Genomic DNA, 23,429 nt, shown 5'->3' on the forward strand with positions numbered 1-23,429 from the left:
GCCGATCGATCAGATGCATCGGTCGACGGATGTCGAACTTCGGCCGGGCACTTCCTGGGACACTCGGGTGCGACTACGAGGAGATGCCGGTGACGGACGTGGAAAGTTTGCTTGCGCAAGTCCGGAACCCGGACACGCGACCGCTCGCAGAGGAAGCATGGCGCTGCTACAATTCCGGCGCCATCCGCGCAAGCATCGCCGCAACCTGGACGGCGGTCACGGCGGACATCATCGCCAAACTCATCCAACTTGCCGACAACGGCGATGCCGGGGCAATCGCATTCCGCACCGAGATTATGAGTGCACGGGGAAAGGGCATCACGCCCGACGGCGTTCGCGCGATGCAAAACATCGAAGCCAGCTTGCTGACCAAGGCAGTTGACTTCGAGCTGATCGACTCGATCGGCCAGCGAGAACTCGAACGCATCCGCGAAGACCGCAACCTCTGCGTACACCCGTCACTACGCAGCTTCAGCGAGGTCTACGAGCCTCGCCCCGAAGTCGCCCGCGGACACCTCGCGGTCGCGCTGGCAACGCTGCTGACCCATCCCGCTACCCAGGGCGGGAAGATCTTGGACGCGTTCCTCGACTACACCTGCGACCCCTCGTTCGTACCGGTGGTGTCCCACATCCAGACCAACTTCTTCGACCGCGTACGCAAAGCTGCCCGCAGCAACATCGCCAAGCTCGCCGCGAAGCACGCCCTACGCGAACTCGATCCCAATGGACGTTTGGCGGCCATCGAGTACGCCAACAGGTCCGCCCTCGTGCTGTTCGCGTTCGCGCAACGCGACAGAGAGCTTGTCCGTTCCGCCATAGCTGGACAGCGTGAAAACTTCCAGACACTCGACGGCGAGACACAGCTTCGCGCACTCATCCGCCTCTGTGACCAGGATTTCTTCTGGGAAATGGTGGACGAACCACTCCGTGAGCGGCTTCAAGGTTTGCTGACCAGGAGCGTTACCTCTGCCACCTGGGAACCTCTTCGCGCCGACATCGCAGCAAGCCTGGCGGTCGTCAGCAGCAGCTACGCGAGGGAACGAATTCCCGCGCTCGAACAACGCTTTGCTGACCTTCCCGAGCTGCATCGGATGAACGTGGTGGCAACGCGTCCCCACCCGTACTTCGTCCCCGCAGTGCTGAGGTTCATCGAGGAGGCCGGAAGCTGGCGTACCGGGGAGCAAGCTGGTCAACTCCTTGTCCAGCACGGCGTCTTCCTCGGCATCGACGATCTCCGGGCAGCGTTGACGACGTGGGCAGACAACCACGAGTGCCGCACCGCCGCCCAGATGCCCGACCTTGCCGTGGCGCTCTTCCGTAACACGGCGCATCTGGGCTTGGCGCAGCCCGCGGAGTTTGTCTCCTTCCTCTCTAACGTTCAGTCCATGGCCGAGGAGGGAGATAGCTTCTACCGGTACCCGGCGCTGGAGGCGGTCTTGCGCGCTGGTGGCCACATTCGGTGACGCGCCTCCCGCGGGACCTTCCGCGGCGGCCATCTCGATCACAAAGTCTGAAGGCCCGTCAGGACGCCTGTGTCTGTTCTTCGTGTGGTACCCGGGGCCGACGATCAGGTGCGGGTTCCTCTTGGCACGGGTCAGCGCCAACCTAGAACCGTCGAGCGGAAATCTGTCTGCATCTACTCGCAGCTCAAGTCCTGTTCGGCATCCGAGTTCGCCTCGATGATCGAGGGCGTGCTGCGGCACTGCACCGACATCGAAGTGGACCGGCAGTACACCGACACCCATGGTGCGTCCATCGTCGGGTTCGCCTTCGCGCACACGCTCGACTTCAAGCTGATGCCACGGCTGAAGAACATCGGCTCCGCGAAGCTGTACCGGCCGGCGGCCGGTCGGGACGACCAATGGCCGAACCTGGACCCGGTGCTCTCCACCAAGACGATCGACTGGGACCTGATAGCCCAGCAGGCAGGCAGTTCCAGGCCGCATCGACGAGCCGCCCGCCGCCTTGTGCTGATCTTCAGCACGTGCGTGCTGCTCAGATCCCCCCGCGTCCGGTCCGGTTCACCTCCGCTCGCGCGGAGCCCACTCACACCGCGAAGGGGGACGGGGCGCCCGGTGCGGTTCACCTCCGCTCGCGCGGAGCCCACTCTTCTCGCTCCAGGACTGGTACTGCCGACATCGGTTCACCTCCGCTCGCGCGGAGCCCACGACGAGCCACCCGCCGCCGGGGTCGTGACCAGCGGTTCACCTCCTCTCGCGCGGAGCCCACTTGATGTTCGAGATGGACGACGCCCAGACCAGCGGTTCACCTCCTCTCGCGCGGAGCCCACTTGATGTTCGAGATGGACGACGCCCAGACCAGCGGTTCACCTCCGCTCGCGCGGAGCCCACCTCGGCCAGGTCCGCATCCGCGCGGCGGGCAGCGGTTCACCTCCGCTCGCGCGGAGCCCACAAGACGAGCGTGCAAGACAAGCTCTTCGAGGGCGGTTCACCTCCGCTCGCGCGGAGCCCACGGTCTGTCGACTAGCGCCGATAAGGCAGGCGACGGTTCACCTCCGCTCGCGCGGAGCCCACGCCATGGCGATGATCTCCAACAACGGCGCCAACGGTTCACCTCCGCTCGCGCGGAGCCCACAACGCCTCGGACACCAGGTGATCCCGCAAAGACGGTTCACCTCCGCTCGCGCGGAGCCCACGTCCCGAGCAGCGACTCGGTACCGCCGACCCGCGGTTCACCTCCGCTCGCGCGGAGCCCACAACGCCGCGAGCAGACGTTCCCCGTCACCCGTGCGGTTCACCGCCGCTCGCGCGGAGCCCACCGCTCCCGGTCCGGTCGGCCTGCTCCAGCGCCGGTTCACCTCCGCTCGCGCGGAGCCCACACTTCGTGACCTGCGGCGTTAGACCGACTTTGTCATTTCTTTGCCCGCTGCCTGGAAGGCAATCAGCGTTAGGCCGTCGAAGTCGGCCGGGTGACGGCGGCGGGTTCCTGCTGTGCGGAGCTCGAAACCCTGTTCATTGTCGCTGGGGTGAATCAGAACGGACATGCCGTCGCCGGTGCATGCCGCCACGGAGGACCACAGCTCGTCGCGCACGCGGGCTGAGACGGTGCCTACGTACAGCTCTGGGGTTACTTCGAGGAGCCACCGTGTGAGGGCGCCGCGGAGGTGGTCGGGGACGGCGGTGGAGGAGATGGCGATCATGGAGGTCATGACGGACTGTTTCTCGTGGCAGCGGTCAGGTGGTGCCTGCGTGGTTGAGGCCTCCGGAGACTGGGCCGGTTACTGGGTCCCATAGGTCGACGAGTTGTTCCTCGGGGTCGGGGATGTCTCTGGTGGTTTGGGGGTCGAGGAGTTGTTGGGTGTCGGTGACGATGCGCGGGAGGAGTTTGAACAGCCGCAAGGCATCGCGGAAGGATCGCCTGGCTTCTGCCTCGGGGTTGGTGGAGCTGTGGAGGGAGAAGGCCAGGGGGATGGTGAGGTCGGCTTTGTAAAAGTCGGCGATGTCATAGACGAACGCCTGCTGGTTGCCGTTATGGACGAATCCCAGAGCGGGTGAGCAGCCGAGGGCGAGGATGGCTGCGTGGACGATGCCGTAAAGGCAGGTGTTGGCCGAGGACAGGGCGAGGTTGACGGGGTCTTGGCTGTCCCATGATGCGGGGTCGTAGGCGCGGCGGAAGCGGCCGATGCGGTGCTGCTGGGCCAGGAGGCGGTAGTGCGCCTTGACGCGTTGGCCTTCGAGTCCGCGGAGTTGGGCGAGGCTCGTGCCCGTCGGGACAGAGCCCGGTCCGAACCGTTTCTCGTACATGGCGGTTGCTACGGCCAGGCGTTGATCGTCGTTGGCCCAGGCCCGGGTCTGGCGTTCGAGCCAGGTGGTGGTCAAGGAATCGGGGAGAGCAGCGGCGTAGGTGCGGACTCCGCCGGAGCCGGTGATGACGACGATGGTCCCATGGCGGGCGAGGGTGGCGAGCGCGCGGGCGGTGATGGAGGTGCCGGGGCCGAGGAGAACGCAGCTGAGGGCGGCAGTGGGTAAGTAGACCGACTCCGTACCACGTTGTTCGGTGGTGACCTCTGCGCGGACTCCGGTGTCGTCCTGGTGAATGCGCACGATGTCCAAGTAGAGGAAGGACAGGGAATCGGCGATGCGCGGGAGCATGGCGACGGTAGGGGCGGCGAGTCTGCGGCGTGCCTGGCTGCGGTTGTGTTGCGTGCCTGTCGTGGTGGCTGGGCGGGTCATGGCGTGCTCCTCGCCGGGGCGATGCTGAGAAGTCCGCAGCCGTATGCCTTGCCGCGGCCGATACCTTCGGTGATTTTCTGGCGGAGGAGGTCGGGGTCGGTGATGGTGGCGCGGCCGTCGAAGCGGGTGCGTGCATGGCGGATGTGTTGCGGGGCGCCAGTTGTGGGGGTGCGGGTGGCTTGTGCGGTGTCGAGGGGCTGGGAGTGGAGGGTGAGGGGTTTGAGGCCGGCGGTGTCGGCTTGGCGGGTCCACCATTCGTCGGCGTGGGTGCCGGTGAGGGGGACGACTGCGGGGAGGTTGTAGAGGGCGCGGGTTGTGGCGCCGGGTTTGCGGATAGGGCTGGCGGCGCAGCGGTAGCGGATGGTCAGGCCGGGTTTGAGAGCGTCGAGAAGGGCGTCGAGGGGACGGCTCTGGGCGGTGCCGTAGCCGTCGGGGAGCCTCGTGAGGTCCGGCTGGTGGGTGCTCTGGAGGAGGATGTGCGGTCCAGCGGGGGTGTCGTCAATGCGGAACAGCACGCCGAACTGAGCGCGGGGGTCGGGGCCGGCGTTGTCGGGAAACAGAGCCATGAGGCGGCGGTGCAGGTTCATCGCTGCTGTGCGGCTGGTGAGATCGCGGCGGACGTCCTGGGACCGGGGGTTGGGGACCATGCGGGTCAGCCAGGTGCTCAACGGGGGCTCCCTTCGACGTGGTTGACGTGCTCGGCCAGGTAGCTGGTGAGGGTGTGGAGGTGGCCGGTGCCCAGGCCGGTGTGCTGTGTGGCGGGCAGATGGAGAGTGCGCCGGTACAGGGGGCGGGACCGGTAGGAGCGGTGGCGTGTGTGGAAAGTGAGGGGCTGGTCGTTTACTTCACCGACCGGGTGGGTGCCGCTCTCTGAATCTGGCCTGCTGTGGGTGGGGGTATCGAGTTGGTCGAGGGGGTGATCGGCGATGAAGTCGATTGCGCTGGTGTCGCCTTGGGGCGGGGGTGCGGCGATGGGCAGGTGGATGAGGTGGTGGAGGACGTTGTCGCATCGGCCGAGGAAAAGGGGTCCCTCGGGCGGGCAGGAGCGTCGGCCGAGGTAGGGCGGCCAGTAGGGGGCGGCGAGCGCGGTGGCCGCTCGGTCGAGCAGGGCGGTATCGCCGGGGGAGGTGAGGCCGAGTGTGAAGGCGGCGTCGGCGAGGTAGTTGCGGTGGGTGAGCAAGGTGCCGGTGTCGCCGGGGCGCTTCTTGCCTTCTGCGGTGGTGACGGTGGCCTTGGCGGGCAGTCCGCCGCCCACGGTGTGCAGGTCTCGTAGTACGACTCCGGGGCGGTCTACGCGGATCGTGATCGACAGGTCGGCCAGGTCTGCGATGTTCTCGCCGCGGTGGCGGCCGAGGGCGGCTGCGAGCAGGCCGATGATGCCGGAGCGGGTGGGGAAGCGGGCGGTGTCGCGTTCGTTGAAGTGGCTGCGCTCGCCCCAGGATTGCAGCGGTCCGGCGAGCCGGAGGAGGAGCCCCTGCCGGTCGGCGCGGCTCATGCGGCGGCCCCGGTCGTGGCGGGGGTGAGGGCGGCGTCCAGGGTGGTGGTGATCAGGTCCGTGAAGGAGTCTCGGCGTTCACCGAGCCCTGCCAGTTCCCTGGTCTCCAGGCTGGCCCAGCCGGAGGCGAGGATCGAGTGGGTGCCGAGCAGGGTGTTGGCGGCCTGGGCGTATGTGTCGAGGCGAGTGCGGGAGATGCTGCCGAATCCGCCCTGAGAGCTGGCGGGGACAGGCTCTTCGAAGGCGGCCGCGTAGGACAGCGGGCGGTCAGAGCGGACCGAGATGTGGACGAGGTCGGGGATGGTGTGGGGGGCGGTGGAGTTCTTCTTGGCCTGGGGCAGAGAGGCGATGAACGAGGTCAGGAAGGCGTCCGCCAGGTCCCGCAGAGCGGCGGGCTCGTCGCCGACGTTGGTGGTCAGGTCGCGCAGGTCGACGGTGGCGTAGCGGTAGAAGGTACCGGCGCTGAATTCGGCGTGGCCCATGTGACCGCTGCCGGTGGCGTCGTCCCACAAGGCGGTGACATCGTCGACGGCGGAGAAGTAGTCGAGTTCGACGTCGGTTTCGTGAGTGGTCAGGGCGTGGGCGACCTGGACGGCGCCGTCCACACCCGCGTCGTCGATCTCGGCGAGCATCCGTCCGAAGACGTTGATGACGCCGTTGCGGGATCGCAGCACGCTCTCGACCTCGTCGACGGGCAGGATGCTCTTGTCGGCGGGCTTCTTGATGTCCTTGCCCTGGCCCAGGGCCTCGCGGTGGCGTTCGGCGAGGTCGGCCAGCTCGGCGACTGCGGCTTCCGGCACGTACACCATGGCGTTGGTGAGGACCTTGTTGGGCACGGCCTGCTTGCTCTCGCCCGGGGTCTTGGCGAGCTCGAACTTGATGCCGCTGGCCGCCGCGACGTGGCCGCCGGCCCGCTGTGCCAGCTCGGTCGGCCAGCCGCGGTGCTCCAGTTCGCGGGTGACGCGTTCACCGATGCGGCGGGTGCGCAGGGCGGCCTCGCCGATGTGGTCCTCGAAGGTGTTGCGGATGGCACGCTTCCACGACTGGCTACTGACGCGGGTGCGCAGCGTGTTGCCGTACTGGACGGTCTTCACGGAGTTGGTGTCGTCCCGGTTGAGGTTGGAGAACGGAACGGACTGCAGGACGTGGATGTCGATGAAACGGGCCGGTGCGGTCATGAAGGGTTCCTCGTTCCTTGGGGTGGGGTGGGGCGGCCCAGCTGCCTCATCGTCAGGTTTGTCCGGTAGTACACGGCAACGATCAGTACCCGCTCCGCCAGCGGCAGCGACCACGGCCGGCCGCGCAGCGTGCCGTTGCCGCCCCGCTCCCGCACCACCTTCAACAGACCCGAGAACTGTGTCATCCGCAGCCCCGTGAACGTCTCCACCCATACCCGCTCAGCACGTAAAACCCCAGCCATACAAGGGAGATGCCCAGCTCAGAGCCTTGTGCAACACCCTTTAATCTGGGCCTTGCCCACCTCTGGGCACCGGCCGCCAACTCGTAAAGCCGTCCGAGTCAGCATCTTCGGCCCAGATCCTCGGCCCCTTCACTACCTCTTGGGCGCGTCGCCACCACCAGGCAGGATTGATCGGCCATAGCCCGTTGCTCCAACTGGTGCCGATTTTTTCCCAGGTTTACTCTTGCTCTCGCACCGTCACGGCAGCCTCCGCCGGAGCCGGAGCAAAGAGGGGGACGATGTCCCTGACACTAACCGGCCGCCTTCTGGGAACGAGGTACACGAGTTCCCCACCGGACGCCGAGAACCCAGGAGATGGCCTTGCGTTGGCGCGGGCTCCGTTGCAGCACAGCACAACCTGGCGATGATCGAGCCCCCGCCGCACGTCCTGCAGCGCGGTGAACAGATCGTCCCCCGTGCCAACGAGCAGCTCTCCCGTTGCCGTGGTTACCTCAATCCTCCAAGGAGGCTCCTCCGTATAGCGGAGCACCCACTCTTCCTGCATGCCATTTTGCAGGCGGGCCAACACTCTTCCCTGTTTCATCGCGGCACGTACCCCGGGTTCTCAATCACTTGCTTGGTCGGCATACCCCATGACCAGCGGACCGCTCTCACGATGCGAGAAGCATCGATCCCTCCAGGGAAAACAGTCTCCTTCTCTGCCCGGAAGACATATCCCATCGCCATCGCCTTGTTCATGCTTATGCCAGTCCCTGGAGAGTCGATCTCATAAACCCAGGTGCTGCCTTTCGCCTTCTGCGGGAACATAGCGGCCAGATTTGCCCGAGTGCTCGTTCCGACTCCTGCGCAAGCTCCGATGCACCACCACCCGCATCACCGCACTCGTCCGAGTCGTCCTCACCATCCACCTCAACGCCTCACTTTGAGGTTGGAAAGAGCTCAGTACGTCAGTACCGGAAGTTCGCCTTATTGCCTCTGATCTGAATCATGATCGGCGTAATGACCTCGTCATCGCCCGCTTGAGACTGAAGCTTGAGCTGGAGGTTACGGACAGCGCCGATGGCTTCCATCATCCTTTGCTGGTCGCCGCTGTCGACGGCGTCAGCTTGCTCCTGAAAGAGATACTCAACTTCTCCCCATCCTTTGCTCGGGGTGAACTCGCACCGGAACCAGGGTTGGTCAATTTCAGTGAGCGAGACGACCCCGAGGAGCGTGGCTCCATTTTTCAGCTCCCATGATTGTGAAGACATAAAGCACCCCTATTATTTCTCGGAGAATTCCGGAGCGTGGGTCCGGGAACTCAATTCCCGGACCCACACTATACCGTCGGTTGCTCCTAGTTCTGTTCGGATATGTCTCTGAGGATCTGGCCGAAGTCTGTGCCAGCCGGCCAGCGCATGACGATGGCGTCAGCCGGAACAGTGAACTTGACCAGAATTTCCTTATCGCGCCATGCAGCATCCTTTGCGAAGTTGTAGAACTCGTGTGGGACCCGAAGGTTGGCAGCCGCGTCGATAGTCTCCGAGTCCAGCTTGGAGAGATCCACGGCTACGATGGTCTTCTGTCCTTGGCCGCTGTACTTCCATGCAACGTTCGGGTCGCGGGAGAGGGATATCCACGGGGAGTCGTTGTCCTGGACGACGTGTTGCCAGGCTTGGACGTCTGGGTTGGTGCCGGCTGCTCGCAGTCCTTGACTGGGGTCTTCGTCGGCGCGCAGCCCTCGGTAGGCATAGCCGCTCAGCCGATTCGTGTGTGCCGAGACGGTGACGGTCGGCGCGAAGAGTCGGTTCTTGAGCCAACTGAAGGCCGGGCCGATGAGACTGCTGCTGCCGCCGCCTGCGGCACCGATCACTAGATCCCACGGAGTGGTGGGTCGGCAGTGAACCTTGTTGAGGCCCCATGAGAAGCCCGCTCCTACGGCGGAATTGACTGCGGTGGAGGCTGCGAGGCCGCGGCCCTCGCTCAGGCCTAGCGAGCGGGCAGCAACGTTACCCGCGCCCGGCATGAGAGCGCCGGCGACGGCGCCCGTTGCGGCTCCTTGTGCACCGGCCTTGGCAAGGCCTCCCCAGGTGAATCCGCCGTTGCGGTGCTGCCAACTGTAGATGCCGCCCTCGACGGCAGCACCGATCGCCGCACCGATGCCGGCGCTGACGCAAAGCGGGCAGCGGCCAGAGGGGTCGGATTGGTTGATGGGGTCGTTGTTGGCGTAGGCGTACGGGGAGGGATTGGCGCTGTCGTTGGCGGCGGGCTCGGGGTCGGTTGTCGCGAAGCGTCGGTTGCCAGGGTCGTAACTGCGTTCGCGTAGGTAGAGCCGTCCGGACAGGACCGGGTCCTTGTACTGGCCGGTGTAGCCGAAGATGCTGCTCTGGCCGTCGGCAGTGCTTTCCTTGCCGCTGGAGACGCCCCAAGCCGTGTAGGTGTAGGTGTAGGTCTCCTTGCCGGCTGCGTCGTAGACCGCGGTGATCGAGTTCTGCCGGTCGTGGCGCATGTAGAAGGTGCCGGTGGTGCGGTTTTGGGATTCGGCGACCCCTTCAGGGTTGTACTGGTAGTCGGCGATCAAAGCGCCGGTGCTGTTGGTCTCGGTGGCGATCTGCGCCAGAGGATTGACGACATCCCAGCTCGAGGTGCGGGACAGGACGCCGTTCTTGTTCGTGGTGGTGCGGTTGCCATCGGCGTCGTTGACGAACGCGTAGGCATCGGAACCGAGGGTTGCCGACTTCAGGCGGCCCAGTGGGTCGTAGACGTACGTTCCGGAGGCGTCCTTGGTGAGATTGCCGTCGGCGTCGTAGGTGAAGTCGACCGTGGTGGTGCCCTCGACGCGCTTGGTGAGCTGGTCGGCGGCGTCGTAGGTGTTGGTGCGCGTGCTGGTACTGGTCGACGAGGTGGTGAGGTTGCCGACCTTGTCGTACGCGTAGGTGCTGCCGCTGCTGCCGGACAGGCAGGAGGTGGAGGTGTCTGTGCAGGCCCGGGTCATCCGGCCGGCGGCGTCGTAGGCGTAGCGGTCGGCAAGGCCCGTAGTGGCGGCGTCCTTGAAGTAGTCCTTGACCACGCGCCCCGCAGCGTCGCGTTCGAAGTTGCGGGCGCCGGTGCCCTGGGAGACCGAGGCGAGCCGACCGGCCCTGTCGTAGGTGCGGGCTTCGGTGACGACGGTGGTGGTGGGCAGTTTGGCGGAGGTGAGGTTGCCGGCCGCGTCCCAGGTGTAGCTGGTGGTCTTTCCGCCGGCGGACTGGCCGACGATCTGGCTGTCGCTGTCGTAGGCGTAGGTGGTTGCCCGGCCGTCAGGGTAGGTGCGGCTCTTGATGGTGCCGTTGTCGTTGTAGGTGTACTTGAACGGGTTGGTCGCGCCCGGCGAGGTGATGGTCAGCGGGCGTCCCTCATCGTCGTAGGTGACGGTGCGGGTGCCGGTGCCGTCCTTGATCGTCTTGGGCCGCCCGGCCGCGTCGTAGGTGTGGGCGACGGTCGGCGTGCCGTCGGAGAAGGTGCTCTGGGTCAGCAAGTTGCGGGCGTCGTAGGTGCTGGTGACCTTCTGGCCGCGGGCGTTGGTGATGCTGGTGCGGTTCCCGTCGGCGTCGTAGTCGAAGGAGGTAACGCGGCCCAGAGGATCCGTGATCTTGAGCGGACGGCTGGCGCCGTCGTAGGTGTAGTTGGTGGTATGGCCGTTGGCGTCCTTACGCGAGGTGAGGTTGCCGACGGCGTCGTAGCCGAGGCTGGTGATCCCGCCGTCCGGCGCGGTGACGTTGGTCAGGCGGCCCAACTCGTCGTACTCGTAGGCGGTCTTCTTGCCCAGCGCGTCGGCCCGTTCGATCAGCTGGCCGGCCCCGTCGTAGGAGCTGGAGACGGTCTTGTTCCCGTAAGGGTCGCTCTGGCTGAGGATGTTGCCCGCCGCATCGTAGGCGGTAGACCAGGTGTACTGGGCGGGATCGGCACCTGAGACGTTGCCACGGGGCTCCACCGTGGTGGTCAGCCGGCCGTTGTCGTCGTAGCCGTAGGTGGTCTTGCTACCCAGCGGCGAAGTCTCCGAAGCAAGGTTGCCGGCGTCGTCATAGGTGTAGCTGACCGTTTTGCCGCCGCGATCGGTTGAGGTCAGCGGCTGATTGTTGGCGTCGTAGGTGTAGGCAGTGGCCTTGCCCAGCGCATCGAACGTCCTGGTGATATTGCCTTCACCGTCGTACTCGGTCTTGCGAACCTTCCCGAGCGGGTCCGTGACGGCGATTGGCCGGTACTCCGCGTCGTAGTCGGTCTTGATGGTGTTGCCCAGCGGGTCTGTGACCGTGGTCCGATTGCCGACCTTGTCGTAGCCGTACTTCCAGGTGTACTTGGTGGCGCCGGAGACGTTGCCCCTGGCAGCGGTCGTGGCGATGAGGCGGCCTGCTTTGTCGTAGGCGTATGCCGTCTTCGCGCCGGACGCGTCGGTGCGGGAGGCCACGTTTCCCATGACGTCGTAGCTCATTCGTGCGATATGACCTGCCGCGTCCTTCACTTCGGTCAGCCGGTTGGCGGCGTCGTACGTGAAGCTCGTGGTCTTGCCTGCCGCGTCGGTCACCGTGGCCAAGTTGCCCGCCACGTCGTAGGTGTTGCGGGTCGTGTTGCCCTTGGCGTCCTTCGTCGAGAGAAGCCGGCCTGCCGCGTCATAGCCATAGGACGTCGTGAATTCCGCAGGGGTGGCACCGCCTGCAGTTCCGCGGGGGTCGGTTGCGCTGGTCAAGTTGCCGGCGGCGTCGTATCCCCAGGCCTGGCGGGAGCCGTCCGGAAATGTTTCCGATACTCGGTTGCCAGCGGTGTCGTATGCGAACGTGGTCAGCTTTCCCCGAGGGTCGGTGACGGTCTCCAGTTGGCCTTGCGCGGTGTAGGTGTAGTTCGTTGCCTTGCCGAGCGGGTCGGTTGATATCGTCAGGCGGTGGGAGGTGTCGTAGCTGTAGGAGCTCCGTTTACTGTTCCCGTTGTACTGATATTGCAGGTCGCTGACATCACGACTCGAATCGTATTTCCACAGTTGCTTCGTCAGCGGTCCTTGTTCCCTGATGAGACGCCCCACCTTGTCAACGGCAGTAACAAATCGGTTGCCTAGCGCATCGGTGACGGCGACAGGGTCAAGCCGGTAGCTGTACTCATACGAGGTCTTGTTCCCAAACGGATCATACTCGGCGAGCAGGACGTTTCGACTGTAGACGTCCGTCCAGATACCACCATCAGGCATGATGGTATCCGTCCCGCCGTTCTTGTAAGTGAGGGAGACGGTTCCAGACAACGGCAGATCCTGCGTCTTGACTCGTCCGGAACTGTCGTATGTGTTCTTGACGGTGGTGTTTCCGCGGGGATCCGTAATGCTCTGCAAGCGGCCGGCGTCGTCGTAAGAATATCTGGTCTGCTGGCCGTCGAGACCAACCACGGAAGTGAGACGCCCGGACGTATAACCGTAGCTGATCTTTCGGCCATCGGAGATGGAAATTTCCGAAATGATGCCACCGGAGTACGTGAAGTCCGCCGTTCGCCCCTCCGGGGTCACTAGCTGCGCCAATTGGCCCGAGTCGCTGTAGCTGTAGGTCGTCTCACCCCCTTGATAGGTTTTCCGCTTGAGGAGGTTTCCGGACGGGTCGAAGGCGAGACGGTCTCCCAGCTGCGACTTCAGCTCGTATCCTGATGCCGTTTTTCGGAGCGTGGAATGCGTATTCAGCGGTGCCCTGAAGGCCCCTGTGTCGTCTTGGGTGAACGGGTAGCGTGAGCCGTCTTCGGCCACCAGGGTTACGTCACCGTCTGTACTGATGTCCAGCTTGGTGTCCCAGTCGACCGACCAGCCGGTTCCCATCGGCCCGGAGGCGGAGTTGTTGGACGCGTAGCTGCGCGAGATGAGCGTGGGGGTGATGCCCGGCAGTGCCGCATCGGTGGCAGAACCCTTGAAGGATCCGGTGGCGGTGTCTATGCCGAGTCCGCGGGTTTTCGTGCAAGGCCTTGCGCCGGCGACATTGGTTGAGCAGCCCGATCCATAAGTTTGAGAATCCGGGAGACCCGACAGGGCAAAGCCGTTGACGTCCGGCCCAGTCCCTACGGTCCACTCACTGTCACTTCCATCGAAATTGGTACCTTGGACGGTGACCCCGAACCACATACTGCCGTCATAGGGATTAGGGGAGGCAGCTTTTTCGTTCCGTTCGATGCTTTCACGACAGACGTTTTCATCGAATGTGAAGTCGAACGTGACCACGGTTCCATGGCTCTCCTGCGCCTGGGTCATGGAGGGCACCGTGACGGTTCGATAGTCGGTATACCTGGCGTAGTATCCGTAGACACTACAGGTCCAAGCGAGGCGTACCTTTACTGGCTTGGGCCCAAGATCCTGACCTACACCCGAGTTGGTAATGTAGAAAACATTCGACACTACCGTGAATTTCTCACCATCAACCGGCGGCATGGCCCCGAACGATTGGATCTTGGGGTCAGCAAGGCCGTCGTTCAATCCTCGGATGTTACCGGCGCTGTCGCGGAGTTCGGTGCGCAACACCCAGGCCTTGATCAGAGGGTCAGCGGCGGCGCCTTTCGCCGACTGAGCCTTCTTCTTCTCATCCCGCGGGACGGATTTCAATTGCCAATCACGGAATCGATCCGATGCCTCGACCGTGTCGAGAGGGCTTCTCAACTGCTGGTCAGATCTGTCTTTCGCAACCTGAGCGCGGCGCTGCTTCAGGCTCATTGCCGTCTGCGCCTTGGCGGGCGTCGGCCCGGGACCGATCCGGACGGTTGCATCCACTGTCTGCTTCACACCTGCGACAGTGGACGCTTGCGCCACTCCGGCCAGCAGCAAGCACCAGGCGATAACCAAGCACAGCAGCGGCCGTCTTTTCTTCGACACTTGTCTCAGCACAGGTATCGTTCCCCCTCCTCGGTGAAGCGGCAGGCGGGGGCATGACATACGGCGTGGCGCGTTAGACGTTCCCCCGCGATGGTCGTGCAGTCCGGCCAGCGAGGTAGGGGCGGTCTAGGTCCCGTACCAGGCCGTAAGGCGATCACTGTAGGCACGACATAAACACGCGCCACAAGAAGCCTCTTCTGGAGCACAGCAGGTCCTGGCTTGAAGGTGCCCGTAACCGGAACGTCGCGGATCCTTGTGCAGGAGTTGCGCGACCTGTGTGGATCCTGTGAAGCGGAGGGTCGTGTAATCGTAAGAGCGCGGGCGAGGTTGGCTGAAGTTCGTCAGGCGATCTCACGATGTTACGGCCGACAGAACTCAGCCGGAGATCAGCTTTCCCCGGGTTGATTCCCATACTGTGTGCACGATTGCCAGCTCAGGCCGAAGATGGATCGGCCTCCCGCCACCCCGCTCCATGCCGGTGACCCAGCTCCGCGTGGGCATCAAAGCGCCACACGGAGTTCGGGCAACCGGTTGGGTGAACGTGGAGCCCGTGGCCCGTCTGGCGGATGCCGCGGACCGGCTGTGGATCGTGGACGGCGGCAACCTCCCTGCTGGCGGTGGGTGCTTGGAACACCGACACCCCGCAGTCCGTCCCGGAGCGCCATGGCATACAGCCCGACCCGCTGCCCCCGAAGCGGTGCGTGCCCGCGGAGGCTGCGCTGAGGACTCCCCCTACGAGTGAATGGCTGGGGAGTTCTCCGTGGTGCGATTGGCACACTGGGGCTCACTGGAGTCATGCCCCGCTCTGACGTGGGTATCTGGCTGAGCTGGAACGGTGCCGAGTACGCGCCGTCTGTTGGCGGCAGCGGGGAGTAGGGCACGAATCTTGCGGGCGAATCCCGTGCCGGGCAGTGGCAGCTCGGCATCGGGCTGACGCAGGTAGCCGGCAGCAACCGCAAGGGGAACGTAGGCCATGAGTTCCGTGACCGCCGCGGGGCGGGGCCGGGCGGTGTACTTGGCAACGTGGAGCAGGAAGCTCAGGATCGAGGTGGCAGAGGTGTCGGCGTCGTGCGCGAACCATGAGCGGACGGGCTGCGAGATGGATGAGTGCGCGCGAGCGGGCACCTCGGGCGGAGGCTGGACGTCGTCTGTCTGGCGGTGCCACCAGGCGGCGGCAGCTCTCTCGCCCAGGGAAAGGTGGTGCAGGTAGAGGCAGTACGCGGCGGCGGGCTGTCCGGCGCCGGCGGCGTACTGCCACCAGTAGCGTGCCCCGTCGTCCGTGTCTGTCAGTTGCAGGACACATGCGAGGACCAGGGCGCTGCGCGGCTCGGGCACCTGGTCGGTGACGAATTCGGCAACGAAGGTTGCGGGCATGTGGGTGACGAGAGTTTCGCACAAGGTGCGCAGGTCCTCGGCGGCCTCGGTGCAGGCGCTTTCCCGGGCCAGTTGGGAGCCGAATAGGGAGGCATCCCGCCGATGTGCCGCTGTGGAGGGCGGGACGATGTCGCGGGGCACCGTGCGGTCGCGTACGAGCAGGGCCCTGGAGATCATCTCGTGGATGTAGGTCATGCAAGGGGCCTTTCGGTCTCGGGGGGCGGGATGACGCTCTCAAGAAAGTGCAGGGCGTGGCGCTCGTCTGACTGCACGGTGGCCAGCGGGACACCCAGGAGGGCGGAGACGCTGTCCGGGGGGAGCCCGCACAGGCTGAGCAGCACCATGACGTCGAGCTGGTGTTCCGGCAGCCTGCTGATGGCCTTGAACAGCTGAAGGCTCTCGGTCATCTGGTTCATGCGCGCGGCGGCGTCGGCCAGTTGCCGCAAGGCGACGGTGTTGAAGGCTGCGGCGCCGAACTCGGGCCGCCCATCGAGGTGCGGTGTCCTGGCCATGACGGTGGCGCGCAGGACTTCCCAGGCGAAGCGCCGCGTGTCGGGACTGGCCAGAGCGTCGTTCCAGCGCAGCCAGAGGATGTCGAAGGTGTCGGAGACCGCGCTGTCGCGCTGTTCGTCGTCGAGGAAGACCTGGGCATACAAGGTGTACTCGCTCTCGACCAACTCGTGGAAGGCGCAGTGGTCCAGGGGCGCGGTCGTGTGCGAGGTAGTGAGAGCTGCCACGCTCCTCTCGCTGCAGCGGTCGATCCAATCCCGGGTCTTCTGGGCTTCGAACGCTGCGTACCGCCACAGCCGGTACAGCGGCCACTGGGGCAACTTCAGCTCGGCGGACAGGCTGAGGACGATCTCCCACCGGGGATACAGGCCGCATCCGCGCAGCAGTTCGGAGAGTTTCGACTTGGACAGCCGTACCCGGCAGCTGAGTTCACTGAGGGTCAGCCCGCTGGTGAGGTAGACGTCGCGCATCGGTGTCAGCCAGGCCCGGTGGGCGCTGCCCACGCACTCGGTGATCGGCCCGAGTTTGCGTCCGGGCCGCGCTGGTGCCGGGCTGGAGTCGCGTGCCGGTTGTTCGGAGGACGTCGTCACGAGGCACGCCCCTCCTGGTCCCCGACCGGCTCCTTGGGGTGTGCCGGGGCCGGCTCGCTGTGCGACCGGGCGGAGTTGACGATCTGCTGGACCGTCAGCCCGAGGGCCGGGGCGAGCGTGGCGACGGCGGCGATGTGTCCCATCAGCGCCATGACCGTGCTCCAGACGAACACGGTCGCCGTCGCCGCGATGATCAGTTTCTGTTTATGCGTCACGCAATAGTCCTTCGGTGTACGACCTCATCCGGGGAGGTCACTGCGGGCTCTCGGGTAGACGGGTGCCGATCCGTCCTCCGGGAGGTCAACCAGCTTGGCGCGCACCACACTTGTCACGCGACGTGATCGCCGAATCACGGAACAATTGGATCTGCGGGATGCCGCTCCGGGGCGCACAAATGCCCACCGTGGCGCGCGTTTGGCCGAGTCGGCACGCGTGCGGTTGGAAGTTCCCGGATTCTCTTGCAATTGCACCGCAGACCCGCGTGAATGGACCCAGGACACCCTTCGGTGTCGGCCTTCTATCCGGAAGGGCTCGCTCCCGTGCCGAGATTTTTGGGAGTGGGCATCATCGCTCTCGCCTGGCCTGTTCCAGGCCAGGCGAGAGCGGACAGTCAGCAGCCGACGGCTGGTGGTCCGTCCTGGGGGTGATCACCCGGACGCCTCCATGCGGTGTGCCCCGTTCCAGATGACCGGTTTGCCCCGAGGCCCGTCTGCTGCGCCAGTCACACGACGGCCAGCGGTGTGTTTCATCGGGTCGGCCATGAGGCGCCGGTGGTGACGTGACTGCTCCTCCGTTGAAGGGATGCGGCATCCTGCCAGGTGATCTCGGGGCGCGAGGCGGCCGACCGCACTGCCGTTGCGCAGGCGAAAGTGAGTGCGAACACGGCGCGAGACGCACCCACGTCGGCACGGACGCAAGGCCACCCTCGACGGATCAGCCCGATTAAGACAAAGTTCCCTCAAGTGCGCATAGGTGCCGCGACGGTGGCGATCCTCCTGGTGACGGGCAGATGCAATTGCATTTGCGGAGCGCAGAGTTCAGGCACCCCGGAGGTTCACCGATGGAGACTCTGGCATATGCGCAGGTCGGGTCCGCTGAAACCAGGCGCGATGCGTTGCTGGGCTGGCAGAAGAGTTCGCACAGCAATCCCGACGGGGCGTGCGTCGAGGTCGCGCACCCGACCCGCGATCGGGTTCTCTTCCGCGACTCCAAGCAGCCGAAGGGCGGTGTTGTGGGCGTCTCGCGTCCTGCGGTCGCAGCATTCACGGCCGCCCTGGCGGGGGGTGACCTCTGAGCGGTGCGAGCCACGCGCCATCGCCAAGTGTGTGCCCTTGCAACGCTCCGGAGCGGGGCCCCTTCGGCGTAACACCCTCCTGGCGAGCAGGTGGTCAGAACTCACTCGGGGTTCCGACCAGGGTAGGCGGGCACGGATGAACGAACGGCCCGCAATTCCGTACTGGACAGGGAGTCGGGACTGCCAGTAGGGATGAGGCCGACGCAACTCGGTCCACCTGCCGGGCAGTTGAGCGTGCACTCGCCCGCTGGGGCGTGCGGACCACGATGAGGGGAAAAGCGTGGGGGAACAGCCGGCGTCCGGGCCGGGAAGCGGCACGGAAGCAGAATTAGGGCAGGACAGGCCGCACAGCGCCCGCATGTACGACTACTACCTCGGCGGGAAGACCAACTACGCCGTGGACCGCGAGGCGGCGCAGGCCGTCAAACGGGTCTTCCCCGCCGTTGAGGTAGGGGCCCGGGCGAACCGCGCCTACATGCATCGGATGGGGCGATACCTGGCCCGCCAAGGGGTGAGCCAGTACATCGACATGGGCACCGGCATCCCCACGGCGCCGAACCTCCACCAGGTCGTCCAGGAGCTGACGCCGCAGGCATCGGTCGTCTACACGGACAACGACCCGATCGTCCTGGTCTACGCCGACGAACTCCTGGACGGCACACCCGAGGGCACGACCTGCTACGTCGACGCCGACGTGACACAGCCCGGCAAGGTACTGGAGGCCATCGAGGCGACCGGCGCGATCGACTTCGGCCGGCCAGTGGCGTTGACCTTGCACGCCCTGCTGCACTTCGTCACCGACGACCAGGATCCCTACACGATCGTCCGCCGACTGATGCATCCGCTGGCGTCAGGCTCCTGCCTGAGCCTGACGCACTGCACGGGTGACTTCGAGCCGGAAGCCTGGGCGGCCATCGCGGCCACCTACCGGCAGCGAGGAACCCCCATCCAGGTCCGGACCCGGACCGAAGTACTGCGCTTCTTCGACGGACTCCAACTCGTCGAGCCCGGACTGGTCGTCGCCCATCGCTGGCAACCCGAACCCGGCAGCGGGCCGTCCCTCGTGACAGACAGCCAGGTGTCGCTGTATGCCGGCGTGGGCCGCAAGCCGTAGACGCCCGCGCCGTCTCACTGGTAGTAGCCCGACTGCCGCAGGTCCTTGAGGCGCTGTATCGAACGCAGGGGAGACAACGACGCTCTCCTCAGGCGGTCAAACGCCTTCGCACGCTTGTCGACCTGCTCCTCGTCCTGGAAGATCAGCCCGCCGTCGTAGACCTCCGCGTACGCGATGTCGGGGAGTATCTGCGCGGCGAAGTCCCAGATCGTAGTGGAACCGATGTGCACCGGAAGGTCGTAACGGTCCTGCTCCGCTATCCGGATCAGGTACCGGGGGCCGTCCGCAAGGTCGATCAGGTGCTCCAACTGCTGCTGCATCACCTGCGGCGTCCCGTACCGGCGCCGGAGCGAGCCTTCGTCGATGACGCAGAGGAGTTTCTTGTCCTCACCGGCCGCCCGGAAACGCTCCTGGCGCTTCATCCGCAGATCAACCAGGGCCTGACGGTGGTGCAGATCCGCGCTGCCGCCCGCGATCACCGCACGCGCATATCCCTCCGTCTGCAGCAGACCGGGCAACTGCAGCGGCTCGTATACCCTGATCCGCTGCGCCATGTCCTCGAAACTCACCACCGCCTGCAGGTGCTTCTGGGCCACCGCCGACCACGGCTGCCACCAGGGCTGCTGGTTGGCCTCCTGCGCCAGCTCCCGCAACTGATGCTGCTCCAGCAGGTCCGTGATCTGGTAGATGACGAAGAACCGGACCAGATCCTGCTCCTTGAACTGGTGCTGCCCGGTCTCGATCCGGCTCACCTTGGATTTCGACGCCCCCAGCAGCCGGGCGACCTCTTCCTGCTTGAGGCCAAGAGCCGTGCGGCGCGTCCACAGCGCGTTTCCCAAAACCATCCGCTGCGCGGAAGGGACGATCTCGTCCCTGATGTACCGCACACGACGCCCCGACTTCAGCGGATCGCCGGAACCCGCCGCGGTTGCCGACCCTCGGCTCACGATCTCTCCTTGCACACAGTGAGCATGATGGCGCTCATCGTGCACGACGGGTGCCGCAGACGGGACGGAATCGGAAACATCCTCTCCCCTGCATCATGTGATCGGCTGAAAACCGATCGACAAAGAGGGAGAAACGGTCACGAGAACGCGGCAAGACCGCCAGGCACGCCGACGGCTCTGAGTGCGAGACCCCAGCGTGCCGCCCAGTACTGCGATACAGAACCACCGTGGTCTGATCAGTCTTCGCTCATCCGTGATTCGGCCTGATCGCTGCGCGGGTGGCCACGGGCGTCGGCTGACGTGTCCCCGGTTCGGGCCGGTAGACCACGCCGTAGTCGCGGGCAAAGCGGTTGGCCTCGGCCGCGGAGCCTGCCAGCGTGTGCAGGTAGAGCCCGTACGCCACCGACTCGACCTGCTCCCCGGTCAGGTACAGGCACCAGCGGTTGTCCACAGTGCTGAAGACAGCAGTACGAACCCGCTCGGCGAGGCTGTCAGCCGGCGAGGTGACCAGCTCGTTGGTGATGCTGATGAAGACGCGTAGAGCGTTTATCTGAGTGGGGCGCAGCTTCACCAACTGTTCCCCGGACGCTGGCTCTTCTGGGTCTGGTTCGGACACCGGCCGGGCGCGCCCGTACACACGGGCATCGCTACCGAAGGGGGTAAGGCGGGCCGCCCAGCGAATGGGACGCCCTTCGCGGGCGGAGAGTTCGGCTCTGGTCTCCCGGTCCGCCAGTTCGGCCAGCCCTTCGCGGACCACAGATTCCACACTCTGCTGGAAGGATCCAGGAACGTCGCGGTCCAAGACCCAATCGTGCTCGGATGGCTGCTCGCGCTCGTAGAGCGCCTCGAGTACGGCGAGCCGCCTCTCCCGGCCCTTCATCCACCCCTCGTCCGATCGTCAAAGCCACGTCCAGACGGTAGTTCGGGCGGCGCTGGAATGTCGGCAAATCCGGGTAGTTCATTCCACCTAGTGACGGATGCTGCCAACGGATGTGCGCCGTTGTCATTCGGCGAGGTATCGGCAGTGCACGTCGGCGGCGGGGGGAGTCACTCGGCGGGATCCTGGTCAGCCTTGCTGCGGTTGGAGCGTGCAGTCACGGCGACGAGCGAGGGCTCGGCGCCCTGATCGTTCGCGTACGCCTCGCGGCGTCGTGGGGTCCAGGCGGAGGCACCGCTGTCCCATGCTTTCTGCTGGTGGACGGGTCACCTCCGCTCGCACGGAGAGCACAGCGCCCGGCCGCCGTCACGGTGCGGAGGATTCGGATCACCTCCGCTCGTACGGAGAGCACACGGACGACGCCTACCCGGAGGCCACGCAGAACGGGTCACCTCCGCTCGCACGGCGAGCACGACGGACCCCTCGCCGTCGCCATGACGTTCACCGGGTCACCTCCGCTCGCACGGCGAGCACGACGGACCCCTCGCCGTCGCCATGACGTTCACCGGGTCACCTCCGCTCGCACGGAGAGCACTGGAAGAGCCCGGCCATCTGGGCCGTACTCGACGGGTCACCTCCGCTCGCACGGAGAGCACGGCGGCGGGTACCTGTCCACGTCGTCCAACTTCGGGGCACCTCCGCTCGCACGTAGAGCACCCCGACGCCCCCGAGGGCGCCGCCCTCCGCGTCGGGTCGCCTCCGCTCGCACGGAGAGCACGTCAGCAGGATGACGACCGCGGAGTTACGGAGCGGGTCACCTCCGCTCGCACGGAGAGCACACCGCCTGCACGGCGGCAGGTATCTAGGGGGCGAAGGGCTACTGTGCAGTTCAAAAGCATGATCGACGGCGCAGGCAAGTAAGGCACGTAGCCGGAAACGGTTCGGTCGAACCGTTCACAGGGCTCCGCCAGGCCAGGTCAGGGCAGTCAGCGTTTGACGCGGTTGCGGACAGCGAGGACGGCCAGGCCCAACAGGACGGGTTCGGTCAAACGGGAGGTCATCTCAATGTAGGTGCCGGCGGTGGTCAGGTCCTGGCCGGAGGAGCGGAACACCACCGAGTTGAGGGTGACGTTCAGGGCTTTCTCGAAGCGCTCGCCAGTGAACCGGTTGCCGGTGGGGTTCTGGGGATCGTCCTTGTCGATCTCGAAGGTGACCTTGCCCCCGCCGGCCGGGACGGTGCCGGTCGCGGTCTGCTTCGGGGTGTCCTGGGCGAGGCCGGAGGCCATCAGCAGGACGATGGTGAGGAGCATGGCGGCGCCGAGCCAGGCCAGGGCCCGGGAGGCGCGCAGGCCGTAGCCGGACAGCGCCCAGTACGCGGTCAGCAGCCCCCGTTCACTGCGGGGGATGTCCTCGGCGTGGCGGCGCATCTCCATCTCCCCGTAGTAGAAGTCCGCGGCCCCCGGCTCGTGCTTGCCGTCCTCGAAGGCCTTGCGCAGAGCCCGGTACACCGGGGCCAGCTGCATCGGCCCAGCGCGCCCGGCGCCGAGGACTGCCACGTTCCAGCCCCACACTGCTCCCGGCTGGCTGGCACGCCAGTGGTGTTCCTCGGCCAGGACGCGGCGCTCGGTGAACCGCACGGGCGGCCATCGCCGCCACACGGCGGGCGGGGCGGTGTCGAAGGTGCAGGAGCCCTCCAGGCGGAGTTGGTCCAGGTGCACGGTGCCGGCGAACAGACATCCCGACAGATCGAGGTCGGCGAGGACCAGGTGGGCCGCATCCACCCCTCGCAGCGACGCCACCCGCACCCCGGAGTCGGGCGCGCACGAAAAGGGATCGTCCACCAGTTGCCGGCCGTTGGCGCGTACGAACGGATCGGGTTCCGCGGCGATCGTGAGGGGGTACTCGAACACCGCATGAGCGAAGTCCACCGTGGCATAGCGCAGGCGGATCTCCGCTGTCGATGACCATCGAGTGCGACGGCACTCCAAACGGCGCGTAGCGAATGAGAGGGTCACCGGGCCGCCGAACTTCGCGCCGGAAAGCACAACCCGCCCAGCACACACCAAAGGCCCGACCCTGTCAGCCTCCACGAAGGTCGCCGACCCGAACCCGGCGTCACGCTCGAAGGTCGCCGACCCGAACCAGGCGGCGCCCTCGAAGGTCGCCGACCCGAACAAGGCGGTGTCCTCGAAGGTCGCCGACTCGAAGCCGGCGTCGCCCTTGAAGGTCGCTGACTCGAACCAGGCGTAGTGCTCGAAGGTCGCCGACTCGAACCCGGCGGCGCCCTCGAAGGTCGCCGAATCGAACAAGGCGTCGCCAAAGCGAGGGTGACCGGTTGCGGGGTCACGGACGGCGTTGAGTAAGGCGTTGAGGAGGGATTCGGTGAAGGTGGTGCCCCGGTGGTCGATGCTGGCGCCGGGGGTCAGGCCAGCCAGGTAGGCGTCGCGGTCGGCGTCGGTCAGGTGGGCGAGGCACGCGGTGTGGTCAGGGACGTGGATGCCGCGGCAACCAACGGGGTCGGCAGCAGGGTCTGCGCCGTGTGCGCAGTGCAGCCAGGATGGCGATCCAGATGTGCTCATGGTGCGACTGCTCCACGGTGTCAGGTACCCGTATGGACGCCCTGGGCACGGGAACGGTTCAAGCTCGACAGTGACGGGCAGCGTCGGCGATCGGCTCCCACGTTGCGAACATGCCGTACGTGCCCGAACAACCCGTAGATATCTGTCAGGCACGGTGCACTGAGGCGCACATGCCTCACAAGCCTGTCG

Annotated in this window: 17 protein-coding genes, 4 pseudogenes and 2 CRISPR repeat arrays; of the genes and pseudogenes, 5 read left to right on the forward strand and 16 right to left on the reverse strand. The window is 65.7% G+C overall.

Annotated features, from left to right (window positions below; all coding sequences use genetic code 11):
• The first annotated feature begins 83 nt into the window (after positions 1 to 83).
• Together EAO75_RS29925 and EAO75_RS29930 are read left to right on the forward strand one after the other, a co-directional pair.
• Positions 84 to 1,463 (forward strand): hypothetical protein, encoded by a 1,380-nt coding sequence (locus EAO75_RS29925; RefSeq protein WP_147998288.1) that lies wholly within the window; start codon positions 84 to 86, stop codon positions 1,461 to 1,463.
• A 150-nt stretch (positions 1,464 to 1,613) separates the two neighbouring features.
• Positions 1,614 to 1,925 (forward strand): annotated as a pseudogene (locus EAO75_RS29930) (Tn3 family transposase); the annotation flags it as partial.
• A gap of 92 nt (positions 1,926 to 2,017) precedes the next feature.
• Positions 2,018 to 2,839: a CRISPR direct-repeat array (repeat unit 29 nt; unit sequence CGGTTCACCTCCGCTCGCGCGGAGCCCAC).
• A gap of 18 nt (positions 2,840 to 2,857) precedes the next feature.
• Here EAO75_RS29930 and cas2e read toward each other — a convergent pair.
• The 7 genes and pseudogenes from cas2e to EAO75_RS48690 form a co-directional block, all read right to left on the reverse strand.
• Positions 2,858 to 3,169: a type I-E CRISPR-associated endoribonuclease Cas2e gene (cas2e, locus tag EAO75_RS29935; protein ID WP_147998270.1), complete on the reverse strand. Its 312-nt coding sequence runs from the start codon at positions 3,167 to 3,169 to the stop codon at positions 2,858 to 2,860.
• Positions 3,170 to 3,194: 25 nt separating this feature from the next.
• On the reverse strand, positions 3,195 to 4,193 hold the full coding sequence (cas1e, locus tag EAO75_RS29940; RefSeq protein ID WP_410092493.1) for a type I-E CRISPR-associated endonuclease Cas1e: 999 nt from the start codon (positions 4,191 to 4,193) through the stop codon (positions 3,195 to 3,197).
• Positions 4,190 to 4,861, reverse strand: a complete 672-nt coding sequence (gene cas6e, locus EAO75_RS29945) for a type I-E CRISPR-associated protein Cas6/Cse3/CasE (RefSeq protein WP_147998271.1) — start codon at positions 4,859 to 4,861, stop codon at positions 4,190 to 4,192. The genes cas1e and cas6e overlap by 4 nt, the downstream gene beginning before the upstream one ends.
• Positions 4,858 to 5,688, reverse strand: a complete 831-nt coding sequence (gene cas5e / locus EAO75_RS29950; RefSeq protein ID WP_147998272.1) for a type I-E CRISPR-associated protein Cas5/CasD — start codon at positions 5,686 to 5,688, stop codon at positions 4,858 to 4,860. Before cas5e ends, cas6e begins: the two co-directional genes overlap by 4 nt.
• The gene (gene cas7e / locus EAO75_RS29955; RefSeq protein WP_147998273.1) at positions 5,685 to 6,866 is read right to left on the reverse strand and encodes a type I-E CRISPR-associated protein Cas7/Cse4/CasC; all 1,182 of its coding nucleotides are present in this window, start codon (positions 6,864 to 6,866) and stop codon (positions 5,685 to 5,687) included. The genes cas5e and cas7e overlap by 4 nt, the downstream gene beginning before the upstream one ends.
• A 38-nt stretch (positions 6,867 to 6,904) precedes the next feature.
• Positions 6,905 to 7,108, reverse strand: a pseudogene (locus EAO75_RS29960) (IS5/IS1182 family transposase); the annotation flags it as partial.
• Between the two features lie 579 nt (positions 7,109 to 7,687).
• Complete coding sequence (locus EAO75_RS48690) at positions 7,688 to 7,915, reverse strand: hypothetical protein (protein ID WP_410092494.1); 228 nt, start codon at positions 7,913 to 7,915, stop codon at positions 7,688 to 7,690.
• A 23-nt stretch (positions 7,916 to 7,938) separates the two neighbouring features.
• Here EAO75_RS48690 and EAO75_RS29965 point away from each other — a divergent pair.
• Positions 7,939 to 8,034 (forward strand): annotated as a pseudogene (locus EAO75_RS29965) (IS5/IS1182 family transposase); the annotation flags it as partial.
• Between the two features lie 21 nt (positions 8,035 to 8,055).
• Here the strand turns inward: EAO75_RS29965 and EAO75_RS29970 are convergent.
• The 5 genes from EAO75_RS29970 to EAO75_RS29990 form a co-directional block, all read right to left on the reverse strand.
• The gene (locus EAO75_RS29970) at positions 8,056 to 8,358 is read right to left on the reverse strand and encodes a hypothetical protein (protein ID WP_147998274.1); all 303 of its coding nucleotides are present in this window, start codon (positions 8,356 to 8,358) and stop codon (positions 8,056 to 8,058) included.
• An 86-nt stretch (positions 8,359 to 8,444) separates the two neighbouring features.
• Entirely contained in the window at positions 8,445 to 13,955 is a 5,511-nt protein-coding gene (locus EAO75_RS29975) for a DUF6531 domain-containing protein (protein ID WP_187284637.1), read from the reverse strand.
• Positions 13,956 to 14,687: 732 nt separating this feature from the next.
• The gene (locus tag EAO75_RS29980) at positions 14,688 to 15,524 is read right to left on the reverse strand and encodes a hypothetical protein (RefSeq protein ID WP_147998276.1); all 837 of its coding nucleotides are present in this window, start codon (positions 15,522 to 15,524) and stop codon (positions 14,688 to 14,690) included.
• Positions 15,521 to 16,429, reverse strand: coding sequence for a sigma-70 family RNA polymerase sigma factor (locus tag EAO75_RS29985; protein ID WP_147998277.1), 909 nt, complete (start codon positions 16,427 to 16,429; stop codon positions 15,521 to 15,523). Before EAO75_RS29985 ends, EAO75_RS29980 begins: the two co-directional genes overlap by 4 nt.
• On the reverse strand, positions 16,426 to 16,644 hold the full coding sequence (locus EAO75_RS29990) for a hypothetical protein (RefSeq protein WP_147998278.1): 219 nt from the start codon (positions 16,642 to 16,644) through the stop codon (positions 16,426 to 16,428). The genes EAO75_RS29985 and EAO75_RS29990 overlap by 4 nt, the downstream gene beginning before the upstream one ends.
• A gap of 845 nt (positions 16,645 to 17,489) precedes the next feature.
• On the opposite strand from EAO75_RS29990, the gene EAO75_RS29995 reads away from it, so the two are divergent.
• Together EAO75_RS29995 and EAO75_RS30000 are read left to right on the forward strand one after the other, a co-directional pair.
• A complete protein-coding gene (locus tag EAO75_RS29995; protein ID WP_147998279.1) occupies positions 17,490 to 17,723 on the forward strand; it encodes a DUF397 domain-containing protein in 234 nt (77 codons plus the stop codon).
• 280 nt (positions 17,724 to 18,003) lie between these two features.
• Positions 18,004 to 18,837: an SAM-dependent methyltransferase gene (locus EAO75_RS30000; RefSeq protein WP_147998280.1), complete on the forward strand. Its 834-nt coding sequence runs from the start codon at positions 18,004 to 18,006 to the stop codon at positions 18,835 to 18,837.
• A 14-nt stretch (positions 18,838 to 18,851) separates the two neighbouring features.
• Here the strand turns inward: EAO75_RS30000 and EAO75_RS30005 are convergent, their stop codons facing one another.
• The 4 genes and pseudogenes from EAO75_RS30005 to EAO75_RS30025 all read right to left on the reverse strand — a co-directional run bounded on the left by EAO75_RS30005 (position 18,852) and on the right by EAO75_RS30025 (position 23,240).
• The gene (locus EAO75_RS30005) at positions 18,852 to 19,799 is read right to left on the reverse strand and encodes a helix-turn-helix domain-containing protein (RefSeq protein ID WP_261989485.1); all 948 of its coding nucleotides are present in this window, start codon (positions 19,797 to 19,799) and stop codon (positions 18,852 to 18,854) included.
• 232 nt (positions 19,800 to 20,031) lie between these two features.
• Positions 20,032 to 20,664 (reverse strand): DUF6417 family protein, encoded by a 633-nt coding sequence (locus EAO75_RS46740; RefSeq protein ID WP_222723998.1) that lies wholly within the window; start codon positions 20,662 to 20,664, stop codon positions 20,032 to 20,034.
• Between the two features lie 126 nt (positions 20,665 to 20,790).
• Positions 20,791 to 20,972 (reverse strand): annotated as a pseudogene (locus tag EAO75_RS47705) (HNH endonuclease); the annotation flags it as partial.
• A gap of 11 nt (positions 20,973 to 20,983) precedes the next feature.
• Positions 20,984 to 21,500: direct repeats of the CRISPR family, unit length 29 nt; unit sequence CGGGTCACCTCCGCTCGCACGGAGAGCAC.
• A 147-nt stretch (positions 21,501 to 21,647) separates the two neighbouring features.
• Complete coding sequence (locus EAO75_RS30025) at positions 21,648 to 23,240, reverse strand: pentapeptide repeat-containing protein (RefSeq protein ID WP_147998281.1); 1,593 nt, start codon at positions 23,238 to 23,240, stop codon at positions 21,648 to 21,650.
• Positions 23,241 to 23,429: the final 189 nt, after the last annotated feature.

Origin of the sequence: Streptomyces sp. UW30 (genome assembly GCF_008042075.1) — a bacterium.
Classification (GTDB): Bacteria; Actinomycetota; Actinomycetes; order Streptomycetales; family Streptomycetaceae; genus Streptomyces.